13 protein-coding genes are annotated in these 14,226 nt (G+C 68.6%); 10 read left to right on the top strand and 3 right to left on the bottom strand.

Going from position 1 to position 14,226, the window contains the following annotated elements; all coding sequences use genetic code 11:
• The first annotated feature begins 48 nt into the window (after positions 1-48).
• The 3 genes from AC3ANJ_RS02250 to AC3ANJ_RS02240 all read left to right on the top strand — a co-directional run bounded on the left by AC3ANJ_RS02250 (position 49) and on the right by AC3ANJ_RS02240 (position 4,369).
• The gene (locus tag AC3ANJ_RS02250) at positions 49-1,710 is read left to right on the top strand and encodes a glycoside hydrolase family 13 protein (protein WP_488318042.1); all 1,662 of its coding nucleotides are present in this window, start codon (positions 49-51) and stop codon (positions 1,708-1,710) included.
• A gap of 114 nt (positions 1,711-1,824) precedes the next feature.
• Complete coding sequence (locus tag AC3ANJ_RS02245) at positions 1,825-2,829, top strand: LacI family DNA-binding transcriptional regulator (RefSeq protein WP_488318041.1); 1,005 nt, start codon at positions 1,825-1,827, stop codon at positions 2,827-2,829.
• Between the two features lie 79 nt (positions 2,830-2,908).
• Positions 2,909-4,369 (top strand): alanine/glycine:cation symporter family protein, encoded by a 1,461-nt coding sequence (locus AC3ANJ_RS02240; protein ID WP_488318040.1) that lies wholly within the window; start codon positions 2,909-2,911, stop codon positions 4,367-4,369.
• 11 nt (positions 4,370-4,380) lie between these two features.
• On the opposite strand, the gene AC3ANJ_RS02235 is transcribed toward AC3ANJ_RS02240, so the two are convergent.
• The gene (locus tag AC3ANJ_RS02235; protein WP_460798326.1) at positions 4,381-4,719 is read right to left on the bottom strand and encodes an ArsR/SmtB family transcription factor; all 339 of its coding nucleotides are present in this window, start codon (positions 4,717-4,719) and stop codon (positions 4,381-4,383) included.
• An 83-nt stretch (positions 4,720-4,802) separates the two neighbouring features.
• Here AC3ANJ_RS02235 and AC3ANJ_RS02230 point away from each other — a divergent pair, with 83 nt between their 5' ends.
• From AC3ANJ_RS02230 to nhaA, 7 genes are all read left to right on the top strand, one after another.
• The gene (locus AC3ANJ_RS02230) at positions 4,803-6,107 is read left to right on the top strand and encodes an FAD-dependent oxidoreductase (RefSeq protein WP_488318039.1); all 1,305 of its coding nucleotides are present in this window, start codon (positions 4,803-4,805) and stop codon (positions 6,105-6,107) included.
• Between the two features lie 147 nt (positions 6,108-6,254).
• Complete coding sequence (arsB, locus tag AC3ANJ_RS02225; protein ID WP_488319212.1) at positions 6,255-7,262, top strand: ACR3 family arsenite efflux transporter; 1,008 nt, start codon at positions 6,255-6,257, stop codon at positions 7,260-7,262.
• Positions 7,259-8,245: a metalloregulator ArsR/SmtB family transcription factor gene (locus AC3ANJ_RS02220; protein ID WP_488318038.1), complete on the top strand. Its 987-nt coding sequence runs from the start codon at positions 7,259-7,261 to the stop codon at positions 8,243-8,245. The genes arsB and AC3ANJ_RS02220 overlap by 4 nt, the downstream gene beginning before the upstream one ends.
• A 27-nt stretch (positions 8,246-8,272) precedes the next feature.
• On the top strand, positions 8,273-8,680 hold the full coding sequence (locus AC3ANJ_RS02215; RefSeq protein WP_488318037.1) for an arsenate reductase ArsC: 408 nt from the start codon (positions 8,273-8,275) through the stop codon (positions 8,678-8,680).
• Between the two features lie 166 nt (positions 8,681-8,846).
• Positions 8,847-10,127, top strand: coding sequence for a TrkH family potassium uptake protein (locus AC3ANJ_RS02210; RefSeq protein WP_488319211.1), 1,281 nt, complete (start codon positions 8,847-8,849; stop codon positions 10,125-10,127).
• Between the two features lie 30 nt (positions 10,128-10,157).
• Complete coding sequence (locus tag AC3ANJ_RS02205; protein ID WP_406247233.1) at positions 10,158-10,853, top strand: potassium channel family protein; 696 nt, start codon at positions 10,158-10,160, stop codon at positions 10,851-10,853.
• Between the two features lie 79 nt (positions 10,854-10,932).
• Positions 10,933-12,234: a Na+/H+ antiporter NhaA gene (nhaA, locus tag AC3ANJ_RS02200; RefSeq protein ID WP_488318036.1), complete on the top strand. Its 1,302-nt coding sequence runs from the start codon at positions 10,933-10,935 to the stop codon at positions 12,232-12,234.
• Here the strand turns inward: nhaA and AC3ANJ_RS02195 are convergent.
• Together AC3ANJ_RS02195 and AC3ANJ_RS02190 are read right to left on the bottom strand one after the other, a co-directional pair.
• The gene (locus AC3ANJ_RS02195; protein WP_488318035.1) at positions 12,228-13,766 is read right to left on the bottom strand and encodes a multicopper oxidase family protein; all 1,539 of its coding nucleotides are present in this window, start codon (positions 13,764-13,766) and stop codon (positions 12,228-12,230) included. The two genes, nhaA and AC3ANJ_RS02195, sit on opposite strands and share 7 nt — an antisense overlap.
• Positions 13,763-14,167 (bottom strand): hypothetical protein, encoded by a 405-nt coding sequence (locus tag AC3ANJ_RS02190; protein WP_488318034.1) that lies wholly within the window; start codon positions 14,165-14,167, stop codon positions 13,763-13,765. Before AC3ANJ_RS02190 ends, AC3ANJ_RS02195 begins: the two co-directional genes overlap by 4 nt.
• Positions 14,168-14,226: the final 59 nt, after the last annotated feature.

Here is a 14,226-nt window from a genome sequence, read left to right as displayed (position 1 = left end):
CGCCGTCGACGCTCGCGAAACTGTAAGCGCTTGCAGTAGGCTCATCGCATGACTCAGCTTGAACAGTCCGCCGCACCCGGTGCCGAGTGGTGGCGCAGCGCCGTGATCTATCAGATCTACCCGCGGTCCTTCGCGGACGCCTCCGGTGACGGCATCGGCGATCTCCCCGGCATCACGAGCCGTCTGGAGTCGCTCAAGGAACTCGGCATCGACGCCATCTGGCTGAGCCCGTTCATGACGTCCCCGCAGAAGGATGCCGGGTACGACGTCGCCGACTACCGCGACGTGGATCCGATCTTCGGCACGCTCGCTGACTTCGACACCATGCTCGCCGAGGCGCACGCCCGCGGCATCCGGGTCATCGTCGACCTCGTCCCCAACCACTCGTCCGACCAGCACGCCTGGTTCCAGGCGGCGCTCAAGGCCGCCCCAGGAAGCCCGGAGCGCGCCCGCTACGTCTTCCGCGACGGCCGGGGCGAGAACGGCGAACTGCCCCCGAACAACTGGGAGAGCGTCTTCGGCGGCGGCATGTGGGAGCGCATCACCGAGCCGGACGGCACGCCCGGCCAGTGGTACCTGCACATCTTCGACCCCACCCAGCCGGACTTCGACTGGACCAATGAAGAGGTCAAGGAGGAGTTCCGCTCCATCCTGCGCTTCTGGCTGGACCGCGGCGTCGACGGCTTCCGCGTTGACGTCGCGCACGGCATGGCCAAGCAGGCCGGGCTTCCGGATTACGCACCCGTGCCCGACGCCGACTCGATGGGCGGCGGCGAGGACAACGTGCCGTACTGGGGTCAGGACGAGGTCCACGACATCTATCGCGACTGGCACCAGGTCCTCGCGGAGTACGACGGCGACCGCGCACTGTGCGGCGAGGCATGGCTGCCGACGCTGAAGAAGACGGCGCTCTGGGTCCGCCCGGACGAGATGCACCAGACCTTCAACTTCCCGTACCTGATGACCCCGTGGGATGCCGAGCAGCTCGGCTCCGTGATCCGAGAGTCCCTCGAGGAGTTCGGCAAGGTCGGCGCCCCGAGCACCTGGGTGCTCTCGAACCACGACGTCGTCCGCCATGCGACCCGCCTCGCGTTCACGGATGACAACCCGCAGGGCGAGGGCATCGGCCCGCTGACCCCGAACAAGCCGGACACCGCGATCGGCCTCGCCCGCGGTCGCGCGGCGACCACGCTCATGCTGTCGCTGCCCGGCTCGTCGTACCTGTACCAGGGCGAGGAGCTCGGCCTGCCGGAGGCCATGGAGATCCCCGACGAGTTCCGTCAGGACCCCACCTGGTTCCGCACCGAGGGCAAGCGCTACGGCCGCGATGGATGCCGCGTGCCGCTGCCGTGGGAGGCCGGCGCGCCCGCATTCGGCTTCAACGACACCGGTGCGTCGTGGCTCCCGCAGCCCGCAGAGTGGGCCGCGTACGCCCGCTCCACCGAGGAGAACGACCCGACGTCGACGCTCGCGTTGTACAAGCAGCTGCTGCGCCTGCGCCGCGAGCACGACCTGGGTTCGGGAACGCTGGTCTGGGAGGATCTCGGGGCGGATGCCGTGGCGTTCCGACGCGGTGACATCCACGTCGCGGCGAACCTCGGCACTGCTCCGGTCGAACTCCCGGCGAATGCGAAGTTCCTGGTGCGAAGCCAGCCATTCACGGGCGCTGCCCTCCCAGCCGACACCGCCGCCTGGTACACCGCGCCCTGACCGGACTGCGCCAGAACCACCCGTGAGACTTCGCCTGCGGGGTGAGACGTACTCATACGACGTCCGTCTCCCCCTGCAGGGCAGGTCTCGCGACACAGAACGAGAGAATGCACGATGACGAGCATCGATGAGGTCGCCAAGCTGGCCGGAGTCTCCACGGCCACGGTCTCGCGCGCACTGAGCGGCCGCGGCCACGTCTCCGCCGCATCGCGCGAGCGCGTGCTGTCGGCGGCGAACAAGCTCGGGTACGTCGTGTCGTCGCGCGCGTCGTCGCTGGCCTCGGGGCGCACCCGCAACGTCGGGGTAGTGGTGCCGTTCCTGGACCGCTGGTTCTTCAGCACCGTGCTGTCGGGCGTCTCCAGCGCCCTCATGCGGCACGGGTACGACATCACGCTCTACAACATCACCGCCGACCGCGACGTGCGCCGAGAGGTCTTCGCGACCGCGCTGCGCCGCCAGCGCGTCGACGCGATCATCGCCGTCTCGATCGAGCTCGACGAAGATGAGACCAGCCAGCTGCTCGCCCTCGGCCTGCCCGTCATCGCGATCGGCGGGCCCAACCCTCGTCTGGACACGCTCACGGTCGATGACGTCGCGGTCGCGGAGCTCGCCACCCGGCACCTGCTGAGCCTCGGGCACACCGACATCGCGCACATCGGCGCCAACCCAGAGTTCGACCTCGACTTCCACATCCCGACCCAGCGTCGGCAGGGGTTCGAGAAGGCACTGGCGGATGCCGGAATCCCCCTGAACCCGGCCTACCTGGAGCCCGCCGACTTCACGGTCGAGGGCGGGTACCGCGCCGCCAAGCAGCTGCTCGGACGCCCCGGTCCTCGCCCGACGGCGGTGTTCGCGGCATCCGACGAGATGGCGATCGGAGCCCTTCTGGCCGCCCGTGACCTGGGCTTCCGCGTGCCGGGAGACCTCTCGATCGTCGGCATCGACGGTCACGAGCTCGGCGAGTTCTTCCGTCTGACGACCGTCGATCAGTTCCCGATCGGCCAGGGCGAGCTCGCGGCCTCCGCCGTGCTCGCCAAGCTCGAGGACGCCGCCCCCGCGGCATCCCATGGCGAACTGCCGTACGAGCTGATCGTCCGGGGGACGACCGCTCGGATCTGACGCGCGGCGTTCGCCTCGACATCCGCGGCTCCGGCACGGGCTCTGGTCACTGCGGCACCCGGACCGCCATACTGGGCCGATGGACGCGCTCAACGATTTCGTGCTCACTAACGGCAATCGGCTGTGGGAGTGGATCATCCTCCCCCTGCTCGTCGTCCTCGGCGCCTACTTCACACTGCGCTCCGGGGTCGTGCAGTTCCGGATGATCCCCGAGATGTTCCGCACGCTGACGAACAAGACGCCGCGCGATGAGAACGGCGAGCCGCAGTCGGTCTCGGCCTTCCAGGCGTTCACGATCTCCGCCGCGTCGCGCGTCGGCGTCGGCAACATCGCCGGAGTCGGCACGGCGATCGCGATCGGCGGCCCCGGTGCGGTGTTCTGGATGTGGACCATGGCGTTCATCGGCGGCGCCTCGAGCTTCATCGAGTCGACCCTCGGGCAGGCGTACAAAGTGCGCGACAAGGACGGCTTCCGCGGCGGACCGGCGTACTACATGCAGCACGGTCTGAAGGCGCGGTGGATGGGCATCCTGTTCGCGATCGTGCTGATCCTGTGCTTCCCGCTCGCGTTCAATTCCCTGCAGGCGAACACCATCAGCGCCACGCTGTCCGGCAGCTTCGGCGGCGAAGTGGGATGGATCCCCTGGGTGGTCGGTGGAGTGCTCGCGATCCTGACCGGGCTCGTCGTGTTCGGCGGTGTTCGGCGGATCGCTTCCGTGTCGCAGGCCGTCGTCCCGGCGATGGCACTGCTCTACCTGATCCTCGGGCTCGTGATCGTCGGGATCCACATCGATCAGCTGCCCGCAGTGTTCGCATCGATCTACACTCAGGCCTGGGGCACTGAAGAGGTCGCCGGCGGTACGATCGGCGCCATCATCATGGTGGGTGCGAAGCGCGGCATGTTCTCGAACGAGGCTGGCCTCGGCTCGGCCCCAAACGCGGGAGCGACCGCCGCCGTCACACACCCGGTCAAGCAGGGCCTGGTGCAGACGCTCGGGGTCTACTTCGACACGTTCCTCGTCTGCTCCATCACGGCCTTCATCGTCCTCGTGTCGACACCGGATCTCATGAACGCCGAGCAGGGCATCTCGCTGACGCAGAACGCCCTGGTCAGCGCGCTCGGCCCCTGGTCGAACGTGCTTCTGAGCGTGATCGTCTTCCTGCTGGCGTTCAGCTCGATCCTCGGCAACTACTACTACGGCGAGGCGAACATCGAGTTCCTCAACACGAAACCGGCAGTGCTGACCACGTTCCGCTTCGTCGTCGTCGCGGTCGTGTTCCTCGGCTCGATCGCGTCGGCCGATCTCATCTGGAACACGGCCGACGGGATCATGGGCATCATGGCACTGATCAACCTGGTGGCCATCGCTCTGCTCTCGGGCGTCGCCTTCAAACTCTTGAAGGACTACTCGCAGCAGCGAAAGGCGGGCCTGGATCCCGTCTTCACCAGAGCCAGGATGCCGGAGGTCACCGGCATCCAGTGCTGGGAGGACGAGCTCTCGGTGACCGGCCCGATCGATCTGCCGGTGAAGCGGCGCTGAGGAGGCGCGGCTCAGGCGCGCAGCGCGTCGGCCGCGGCATCCAGTGCGGGCTGAACGAGCCGAAAGTAGGCCCATCGGCCGCGTTGCTCCCTGGTCACGAGGCCGGCGTCGGCGAGCAGCTTCATGTGGTGCGAGACCGTCCCCTGCGACAGGCCGACGGGCTCGATCAGATCGCAGATGCACGCCTCGCCGCCGTCGCCCGCGGCGATCAGCGACAGCAGGCGCACCCGCGTCGGGTCGCCCAACGCCTTGAAGACCCGAGCGACCTCCGTCGCCTCGTCCACGGACAGCACATCGGCGACGCGCGGCATGCAGCAGGTGCGGGCTTCGATCGTCACGGGGAGCGCCATGCCCCCAGTCTGCCACGTATTGACATTCTTCGATAGGTGCGCAACAGTCTTCATATTGACGTTTCTCGATCCGAGGAGATGTGATGTCCGAGTTGCCCGTCGCCATCGTCGGAGCAGGCCCGCAGGGTCTCGCCGCCGCCGCACACCTGACCGAGCGAGGCATCCCCGTCACGGTCATCGAACGCGGGAGCACGCCGGCCGCCGCCGTCTCCGAGTGGGGTCACGTCCGCCTGTTCTCGGCATGGCCAGAGCTGACGGATGCCGCGGCACGACGCCTGCTCGAAGCGACCGGTTGGAGCGCACCGACCTCGGGCTATCCGACCGGCGCCGAGTGGGTGAGCGAGTACCTCGCACCGCTCGCCGATGCCCTCGGCGATCGCATCACCTACGGCACGACCGTGACCGGAATCTCGCGTCAGGGTCGCGACAAGGTCGTCGACGGCGGTCGCCGGAGTCAGCCGTTCGTCGTGCACCTCCGTCACGCCGACGGCAGCGAGAGCCGGCTGAGCGCCCGCGCCGTGATCGACGCGAGCGGCACGTGGGGCCTCCCGAATCCCGCTGGCGCCGATGGCTTCCCCGCACTCGGTGAGGCGGCGGCATCCGAGCGGATCTCGTACCGCATCCCCGACGACGTGTCCGAGTTCGCCGGCTCGCACGCGGTCGTCGTCGGCGCCGGCCACTCCGCGGCCCACGCCGTGCTCCGGCTGGGCGAACTGGCCCGACGGTCGCCGGGAACGCGGGTCACCTGGCTGCTGCGCCGCGGCAGCGCGACGAACGTCTTCGGTGGCGGAGCCGCCGATGAGCTTCCGGAGCGCGCGGCACTCGGCTCCCGCGCCCGCAAGATGATCGACGAGGGCCTTGTGAACCTGGTCACCGGATTCCGCGTCGCCGCGTTCCGCGCTGTCGGCAACGACCTGACGATCGCCGCCGAGGACGGGCGCGAGGTCGCAGAGGTGTCGCACGTGTTCGCGCTCACCGGGTTCCGCCCCGACACGCAGATACTGCGGGAACTGCGCATCGATCTCGACCCCGCGCTGGAAGCCGTCGCGGGAATCGCCTCCGAGATCGACCCCAACATCCACTCCTGCGGATCCGTCTCGGCGACCGGCGCACGCGAACTCGCGCAACCGGAGCAGGGCTTCTTCATCACCGGCGTGAAGTCCTACGGACGCGCGCCGACCTTCCTCGCGCTGACGGGATACGAGCAGGTGCGCAGCATCGCGGCGCACCTCGCTGGCGACCACGAGGCGGCCGCCCGCAGCGAGCTCGTCCTTCCCGAAACGGGCGTGTGCGGCGGCGCCGGCGACTTCGGCGATGGCGGATGCTGTGCCGCACCGGCCCCATCGCTGCAGACCGAGGGGCGCCCCCTGCTGGGTATGCTGTCCTGATCCGCGCTGGCCATCTGTATCGAGATCTGTCAATATAGAAGCAGATCGATACAGGAGGCCCGCGTGACCACCACCGTACCCGCCGCACCAGCGACCAGAAAGCTGTCGACGCTCGACCGCTGGCTGCCGCTCTGGATCGGCCTGGCTATGGTCGCCGGCCTCCTGCTGGCCCGTTTCGTCCCTGGACTCTCCGGCCTGCTGGCCGCCCTCGAGGTCGGCGGGATCTCGATCCCGATCGCCATCGGGCTGCTCGTGATGATGTATCCGGTGCTCGCGAAGGTCCGCTACGACAAGGTCGCCGGCGTCACCGGCGACAAGAGGCTCCTGATCTCGTCGCTGGTGCTGAACTGGTTCGTCGGACCAGCGCTGATGTTCACGCTCGCGTGGACGTTCCTGCCAGACCTGCCCGAGTACCGCACCGGGCTCATCATCGTCGGACTCGCACGCTGCATCGCCATGGTCGTCATCTGGAACGACCTCGCGTGCGGCGACCGGGAGGCCGCGGCGGTGCTCGTCGCGATCAACTCCGTCTTCCAGGTGATCGCTTTCTCGCTGCTCGGCTGGTTCTACCTCACGGTCCTTCCCGGCTGGCTGGGCCTGGATACCCAGGGGCTCGAGATCTCGGTCTGGCAGATCGCCCTCAACGTGCTGATCTTCCTCGGCATCCCTCTGGTCGCGGGATTCGCCTCGCGCTACCTCGGCGAGCGCCGCAAGGGTCGCGAATGGTACGAGGAGGCCTTTCTCCCCGGCGTCGGACCGTGGGCGCTGTACGGTCTGCTGTTCACGATCGTGCTGCTGTTCGCACTGCAGGGAGACCAGATCGCGCAGCACCCGTGGGATGTCGTGCGCATCGCGGTGCCGCTGCTGGCCTACTTCGCGATCATGTGGTTCGCCGGGCTCCTGACCGGCAGGGCGCTCGGTCTCGGCTATGCGCGCTCCACGACACTGGCGTTCACCGCCGCGGGCAACAACTTCGAGCTCGCGATCGCCGTCGCGATCGGCACGTTCGGTGCGACGTCGGGTGAAGCGCTGGCGGGCGTCGTCGGCCCCCTCATCGAGGTGCCTGTGCTCGTCGGACTCGTCTACGTCTCGCTCTGGACGGCGCGGCGCTGGTTCCACACCGATCCGTACACCGCAGAGAGGATGCCGTCATGAACGTCGCGCTGACCGTCGAGGACACCTGCAGCCCGGTCGCCACCCATGCCATCGGTGCGGATGCCGCGGCATCCGTCGCCTCCACGCTGAAGGCCCTGTCGGATCCGCTGCGGCTGCGGATGCTGTCGGCCATCGCCTCCGATCCCCGCGGCGAATCGTGCGTGTGCGATCTCGCCGAACTCGCCGAGGTCTCGCAGCCGACCGTGTCGCATCACCTCAAGGTGCTCAAGGACGTCGACGTGCTGACGTCGGAGCGCCGCGGCACCTGGGTCTGGTACCGGATCAACCCGAACCGCCGCGGTGCGGTCACCGCTCTTCTGGACTCGTTCGCTCCCGCGACCGTGGCGCCCTGGAGCGACGCCGATGAGGATGCCGGCCGTCCCGATTTCGACGCGCGGATCACGCGCCTGGCGAACGAGCTCTCCGTCGAGGTCCCGGACCTCGATCCGAACGTCGTCCTCACGATCGTCCGCGAGTCGTACACGTCGCTCGCCCGCACCGCCCGAGTGCACTCCGCACTCGTCCCGCTGACCGAGCGCTTCGCTCGTCAGCGTCTGGCTGACCTCACCCGCGACCGCGATACGTCGGTGCCGCAGGTGCTGTTCGTGTGCGTAGCCAATGCCGGGCGGTCGCAGCTCGCCGCAGCGCTGGTGAATCAGATGGCCGGCGGAAAGGTGGTCGCGCGCTCCGCAGGGTCCAGCCCCGCGGACGTCATCCACCCGCACGTGCGCTCGATCCTCGCGGAGATCGAGGGCGAGAGCGCCGCTGAGCGCTTCCCCAAGCCGCTCACCGACGATGCCGTCCGCGCAGCGGACGTCGTCATCACGATGGGATGCGGCGACGTCTGCCCGATCATCCCGGGCGTCCGCTACGACGACTGGGCCGTCGGGGATCCGGCGCTCGCCTCGGCTGAAGGCGTCGCCGCCATCCGCGACGACATCGCGGACCGGGTGCGCGCCCTCGTCGACGACCTCGCAGACTGACCCAGCCCCCTTCGATCAGGAGAAATGATGACCGAAACCACCCCCAAACCCTCCGTCCTCTTCGTCTGCGTGCACAACGCCGGACGCTCCCAGATGGCCGCCGGGTTCCTGCGCGACATCGCCGGCGACCGCGTCGAGGTGCGCTCGGCCGGATCCATGCCGGCCGACCAGATCAACCCGATCGCGGTCGAGGCCATGGCCGAGCTCGGCATCGATATCACCGCCGAGGCTCCCAAGGTCCTCACCACCGAGGCCGTGCAGGCGTCGGATGTCGTGATCACGATGGGATGCGGCGACGCGTGCCCGATCTTCCCCGGCAAGCGCTACGAGGACTGGAAGCTCGACGACCCGGCCGGTCAGGGCATCGAATCGGTGCGTCCGATCCGCGACGAGATCCGCGGACGCATCGAAGCGCTGGTCGCCGGCCTGGTGTGACCGCAGGGCGCTGATCGCCCCGTATGGATCCCGTTAGGACGCCGATCGGGGCCGTTAGGATCGCGTAGTGTGCCCTCTTGTGGTTCACACCGGCATCCCTCAGCGCCCTCACCCGCGGAAGCTGCGGCACCTCGCCCCTGCGCAGGCGATCGCGACCGGCTTCGGCATGGCGATCGCCGTCGGCACCCTGCTGCTGATGCTGCCGATCTCCTCGGCGAAGGGCACCTGGACGGGATTCGTCGACGCGCTGTTCACCTCGACCTCGGCCGTGTGCGTCACTGGCCTCATCACCGTCGACACCGCGACGTATTGGAGCGGATTCGGCAAGGTCGTGATTCTGCTGCTCATCCAGCTCGGCGGGCTCGGCATCATGCTGTTCGCGTCGCTCATCGGCCTCGCGCTGGCGCGCAAGTTGTCTGTTCGCTCGCGGGTCATCGCCGGAACGGAGACGAAGACGACCAGCAGCGGGGACGTCAAGCGCGTCGCCACCGGCATCCTGCTGACGACCCTGACGATCGAGCTCATCGTCGCGGCGCTGCTGTTCGTCCGCTTCCTCACGGCATACGAGTACGACCTGGGCAAGGCGATCTGGCACGCCGTCTTCCACGCCGTCTCGTCGTTCAACAACGCCGGGTTCGCCCTGTACACCGACAGCCTGATGGGGTTCGTGTCCGACCCGTGGATCTGCCTCCCCATCTGCGCGGCCATCATCCTCGGAGGCCTCGGCTTCCCTGTGCTGCGACAGCTGCGCAAGGAGCTCCGCCGTCCGCTGCACTGGACGATGAACACCCGCATCGTGCTGTGGGCGACGATCACCCTGCTGGTGCTCGGCACGGTGTACGTCGTGGTCATGGAATGGGACAACCCCGCGACCCTCGGCGGTCTCGACCCGGCATCCCGGATCCTGGCCGCCTTCTTCCACGCCGTCCAGGCCCGCACCGCCGGCTTCAACTCGCTCGACGTCGCGCAGATGTACGACGAGACCTGGCTCGGCACGGACGTGCTGATGTTCATCGGCGGCGGACCTGCCGGCACGGCCGGCGGCATCAAGGTCACGACCTTCGCCGTGCTCTTCTTCATCGTCCTCACCGAACTCCGCGGCGGCACGGCCGTGAACGTGTTCGGCAAGCGGCTCTCGCGCGCCGTCCACCGCGAGGCGATCACCGTCGTCATCGTGGCGATCGGCGCCATCATGGCAGGGGTCATCGCGATCCTCGCGATCACCGACCTCGATCTCGATCAGGTGCTGTTCGAGGTCGTCTCCGCGTTCGGCACCGTCGGGATGTCCACGGGCATCACTGCGGGTCTCCCCGTCGCCGGACAGCTCATTCTCGTGGCGCTCATGTTCCTCGGCCGGATCGGCCCGCTGACCCTCGGCTCCGCCCTCGCCCTGCGAGAGCGGGCGACCGCCTACGAGCTTCCCAAGGAACGTCCCGCGATCGGCTGACGCCGGCGCGCGGACTCGAAAGGATCGCACATGACCAGGTTTCTCTCCTTCGGACAGGATGCCCGCCGCATCGCCGAGGCGGACTCCGTGGCCGTCATCGGCCTCGGCCGCTTCGGCACGTCTCTCGCCCTCGAGCTGATGGACTCCGGCACGGACGTCCTCGGCGTGGATGCCGACGAGTCCGTCGTGCAGTCGCTCAACGGCGCCCTGACCCAGGTGGTGCGTGCCGACTCGACCCGATTGGACGTGCTGGAGCAGCTCGCGATCGGGGACTTCGACCGGGTCGTCGTCGCGATCGGCAGCGACATCACCGCGTCGATCCTCACGGCATCCCTGCTGCTGCAGCTGAACGTGCCGGTGATCTGGGCGAAGGCGGTCGACGAGCAGCACGGCGCGGTGCTCGAGCAGCTCGGCGTGCACAAGGTCGTCTATCCCGAGAAGGACATGGGACGCCGCGTCGCGCACCTCGTCCGCGGCGCCGCGGCCGACTATCTCGAGATCGACAAGGGCTACGCGGTCGTCAAGACCGTCGCCCCGCATTTCCTGCACGGCATCACGCTCACCGAGGGCGCCGTCCGCAACACGCACGGCGTCACGATCGCCGCGTACCGCAGCGCGGACGGCGACTGGCGCAACGCGCAGGCCGACACCGTCCTCGGCGCCGGCGACGTCGTCCTGGTGGTCGGTCCGACCCGAGAGGTCGAGCGCTTCGCACAACTGCGCTGAGCGCACCGCCCCGGGTAGACTGGTCCGCGGAGTGTCGGGAAGTCTGGTCGACGGCCCGTTCTCGACCCGAAAGGCGCCCATGTCGCGCACGCCCGCTCGCCTCCGCAACATCTTCCCCTCGGCATCCCGCGCGGAATCGCGCCGCATCACCGAGATCCTCCGCAAGGAGACCGTCGGCGGCATCCTGCTGGTCGCCTTCGCCGCGATCGCACTGATCTGGGCGAATTCCCCGTGGGCGGATTCCTACTTCGCGATCCGCGACTTCGAGATCGGCTACGAGCCGTGGCATCTGAAGCTGTCGTTGGGCGCGTGGGCGGCCGACGGACTGCTGGCGATCTTCTTCTTCCTCGTCGGCCTCGAGCTCAAGCGCGAGTTCGTCGCCGGCGACCTGCGCTCCCCCAGCACGGCGATCGTGCCGATCGTCGCCGCCGTCGGAGGAGTCGCGGTTCCCGCGGTCCTGTACGTCTCGGTCGTCGGAGTCTCCACCACCGAGGCGCAGGGCTGGGCGATTCCGACCGCGACGGACATCGCCTTCGCGGTCGCGGTGCTCGCGATCATCGGCTCGCATCTGCCGAGCGCCCTGCGGATCTTCCTGCTGACGCTCGCCGTCGTCGACGACCTCATCGCAATCGGCATCATCGCGATCTTCTACACCGAGTCGATCGAGTACGGGCCGCTGCTGCTCGCGCTCCTCACGATCGTGATCTACGGCGCGATCGCACAGCGCTTCCGCCAGCTGTTCCACGTGCGTCCAGGCGCCGCCTGGCTGATCCTGCTGCCGCTCGGCTTCCTCGCGTGGGCGCTGATGCACGCCTCCGGCATCCATGCGACGATCGCCGGCGTCCTGCTCGGCTTCACGATCCCGGTGCTGCACAAGAAGGCCGACCGCTCCGAGGACGCCGGCCCCGGCCTGGCCGAGATCTTCGAACACCGTTTCCGCCCGCTGTCCGCCGGATTCGCCGTGCCGGTGTTCGCGTTCTTCTCGGCCGGCGTCGCGATCGGCGGGCCCGAAGGGTTCGCATCGGCACTCAGGGATCCGGTGCTGATCGGCGTGGTCATCGGTCTCGTCCTGGGCAAGCCGATCGGCATCACCGCCGCCACATGGCTCATCACCCGCATCCGGCGCATCAATCTCGATCCGTCGCTGCGGTGGATCGACATCGCCGGCGTCGGCGTGCTCGCCGGCATCGGGTTCACGGTCTCCCTGCTCATCGTGGAGCTCAGCTTCGGCGAGGGCAGCGCGCACTACGACCACGGCAAGGTGGCGGTGCTCTCGGCATCCGTCATCGCGGCCCTGCTGGCCGCCATCGTGCTCGGGCTGCGCAATCGCCGCTACCGCAAGGCGGAGGAGGCCGCGGCAGCGGCCGATGCCGCTCAGTGACCGGCGTGGCCACCGGCTGAGTCCGGCTCGGGCGCCGCATGCCCTTCGTGATCCGGCGCCCGAACCTGATCGTCCTGTCCGCGCTCGATGACGACGAACTGCCCCATCATCCCCTCGTCCTCGTGCAGCAGCATGTGGCAGTGGTACATGTACGGCATCGCAGGATCGGCGTAGTCGTCGAAGCGCAGCAGAAGCCGGTACTCCGTGTTCGGCTGCAGATAGATCGTGTCCTTGCGCCCGGCGAGTTCGGCGGGCGGATCACCGCCGTCGATCGACAGCACCCGGAACTGCACGTCGTGGATGTGGAAGCTGTGCGGGATCGGCTGGGTGCTGCGCACGTCCCAGATCTCGGTGTCCCCGACGTAGGCGACCTCGTCGATGCGGGACACGTCCATCTCCTCGCCGTTGATCTCTCGCGTGTTCAGCGTGAACTCCCGAGTGACGGATGCGGCCGATTCGTCCAGCGCGTCCGCTGCGGCATCCGCGGCCACCGGCCAGGACGGCTCGGGCGAGGGCGCGAGTTCTTCTGCGGCGCGGAACTCCATGACGTCGAACTCATCATTGCCGCCGGACGTCATGGGCACGACGATTCCGCCGAGGTCCGTGACGACCGAGCGCAGTCGCACCGTCTCGCCCGGCTCGAACGCGACGACCACCTCGGCGCGCTCGCCCGGGGCGAGTCGCAGCGCGTCCCGCTCGATGGGGGCATCGAGCAGTCCGCCGTCGCCCGCCACCATGGTCATCGGGCGATCCTCGAAGGCGAACGTGTAGGTCCGCGCCGTCGAGCCGTTGAGCAGCCGCAGCCGGACGCGCTCGGTCGTGACCTCGTGGTACGCGCCGATCGTGCCGTTCACCATGACGGTGTCCCCCAGCATCCCGGGTTCGCTGCCGTCCTGGCGCAGCAGGAGCTGACCGCGGTCGTCGAACTCCTTGTCCTGCACGATGATCGGAAGATCGTCGACGCCGTACTCCTGCGGCAGCTCGGCGGCAAGGCTCGCGTCGTCGTCGAGGAGGAACATCCCGGCGAGGCCGAGGTAGACGTGCTTCTCCGTCTCGCCATGAGGATGCGGGTGGTACCAGAGTGTCGCCGCCGGCTGGTCGATCGTCCAGGTCGGGCGCCATGTGGCCCCCTGTTCGATCATCTGGTGCGGGCCGCCGTCCATAGCCGCCGGCAGGTGCATGCCGTGCCAGTGGACGCTCGTGCGCTCGGGCAGGCGGTTGCCGATCTCGACGGCCACCCGCTCGCCGCGCTCCGCGCGCAGGGTCGGCCCGAGGAAGGACCCGTTGAAACCCCACGTGGTCGACGGTTCGCCGATGCCGGCGAAGGCCGTCGTGCCCTCCTGGGCCTCGAGCCGGAAGGTCCGCACGCCGCTCTCGACGGTCGACGGCGCGAGCGGCGGAATCGCGAGCTCCGTCTCGAAGTCCCGTTCGGTGACGCTCGTCGTCGAGATCCCCGCGCAGCCGGTGAGCACGGCCGCGGATGCCGTGGACACCGCGATCAGCAGCGCCAGCCCTTCCCTTAGCCGTCTCATCGGGCGTGACTCCGAGGTCCGATCAGCCGCTGCAGGGCGAGCGCGAGGAGCCCGGCGAGCGCACCGACGGCGGCGTTCATGAGCAGCGCTGGAATGAGCGCCCACAAGGTCGTGGTGTCGCCGAACGGTCCGCCGCCGCCCGGCGTGACGCCGGCGAGCACGAGGGCGATGAATCCGTAGACCAGACCGGTGAGCGTCAACGTCAGCACGGGTCGGCGAACGCGGCCGAGCCCGACGACGGCGATCCACACGGTGGCGGTGATACCCAGAATGGTCAGTGCTCGCGGTGCGCCGTTGCCCACGCCCAGCAGGGTCGTGAGCGGCCAGAGCAGCGAGAACGAGGCGAGGCCGAGGATGAGCATCCACGGCAGAACAGGTGCGGTAGGAGTGTTGTTCGTCATGCCATCCACGCTCGTGGATGACGCGTCGACGCACATCGGCCCGGAATCGTCTTCTCCCG

Source organism: Microbacterium sp. STRO-1N (genome assembly GCF_057748015.1).
This window is presented reverse-complemented; position numbering and strand designations above follow the sequence as displayed.

Excerpts from the sequence above, each read along its gene's own strand:
- AC3ANJ_RS02195 (WP_488318035.1), bottom strand. The coding sequence starts at position 13,766 with ATGAGACGGCTAAGGGAAGGGCTGGCGCTGCTGATCGCGGTGTCCACG.
- AC3ANJ_RS02215 (WP_488318037.1), top strand. The coding sequence starts at position 8,273 with ATGACCGAAACCACCCCCAAACCCTCCGTCCTCTTCGTCTGCGTGCAC.
- AC3ANJ_RS02230 (WP_488318039.1), top strand. The coding sequence starts at position 4,803 with ATGTCCGAGTTGCCCGTCGCCATCGTCGGAGCAGGCCCGCAGGGTCTC.
- arsB (WP_488319212.1), top strand. The coding sequence starts at position 6,255 with ATGGTCGCCGGCCTCCTGCTGGCCCGTTTCGTCCCTGGACTCTCCGGC.
- AC3ANJ_RS02210 (WP_488319211.1), top strand. The coding sequence starts at position 8,847 with ATGGCGATCGCCGTCGGCACCCTGCTGCTGATGCTGCCGATCTCCTCG.
- AC3ANJ_RS02240 (WP_488318040.1), top strand. The coding sequence starts at position 2,909 with ATGGACGCGCTCAACGATTTCGTGCTCACTAACGGCAATCGGCTGTGG.
- AC3ANJ_RS02235 (WP_460798326.1), bottom strand. The coding sequence starts at position 4,719 with ATGGCGCTCCCCGTGACGATCGAAGCCCGCACCTGCTGCATGCCGCGC.
- AC3ANJ_RS02245 (WP_488318041.1), top strand. The coding sequence starts at position 1,825 with ATGACGAGCATCGATGAGGTCGCCAAGCTGGCCGGAGTCTCCACGGCC.
- AC3ANJ_RS02205 (WP_406247233.1), top strand. The coding sequence starts at position 10,158 with ATGACCAGGTTTCTCTCCTTCGGACAGGATGCCCGCCGCATCGCCGAG.
- AC3ANJ_RS02190 (WP_488318034.1), bottom strand. The coding sequence starts at position 14,167 with ATGACGAACAACACTCCTACCGCACCTGTTCTGCCGTGGATGCTCATC.
- AC3ANJ_RS02220 (WP_488318038.1), top strand. The coding sequence starts at position 7,259 with ATGAACGTCGCGCTGACCGTCGAGGACACCTGCAGCCCGGTCGCCACC.
- nhaA (WP_488318036.1), top strand. The coding sequence starts at position 10,933 with ATGTCGCGCACGCCCGCTCGCCTCCGCAACATCTTCCCCTCGGCATCC.
- AC3ANJ_RS02250 (WP_488318042.1), top strand. The coding sequence starts at position 49 with ATGACTCAGCTTGAACAGTCCGCCGCACCCGGTGCCGAGTGGTGGCGC.